The organism is Marinomonas sp. S3726 (genome assembly GCF_000967665.1).
GTDB lineage: Bacteria > Pseudomonadota > Gammaproteobacteria > Pseudomonadales > Marinomonadaceae > Marinomonas.
Genome location: NZ_JXYC01000096.1, coordinates 1 through 436 on the forward strand (window position 1 = coordinate 1; position 436 = coordinate 436).

At 44.0% G+C, this 436-nt stretch carries 1 protein-coding gene; it reads left to right on the top strand.

Features of this window, described 5'->3' with window-relative positions:
- Positions 1-124 precede the first annotated feature (124 nt).
- Positions 125-436 (top strand): hypothetical protein (locus TW85_RS25225; RefSeq protein WP_238326297.1); only part of this gene is annotated, 312 nt, incomplete at its 3' end.

Sequence of the window (436 nt, forward strand, 5' to 3'; positions counted from 1 at the left end):
AGCGCCAAGCATCGAAGTTTGCAGAGAGTTAGCTGTTTCTACGCCTGAAACACGCGTTGTCACACCTAAACTTCGGGTTCGTTGGGACGGTCATGAGTTTGATGTTCAGTACGTTCCCGGCGTCATGATCGGAGAAAAATTAAACGTTACTCACAACTCATGGCGTGAAGATTCAGTACAGGTTCATACCAAAGACATTGAAGGTCACGAGCAAATTCATGTTTGCCGTATTGTCATTAAAAACGAGTTTGGTTTTGCTGAGTCTTCTGCCGTATACGGAGAAGGTTACAAAACAGCAAAAACAACGGTTGCTGATACTTATAGAGACGAAATCGAGCACAAAATGACAGGAGCCGATTCTAACACCGAAGCGGAGAAATCACGGAAACGTAAAGAATTGCCACTTGGTGGTGATTTTAACCCTTACGCAACTTTG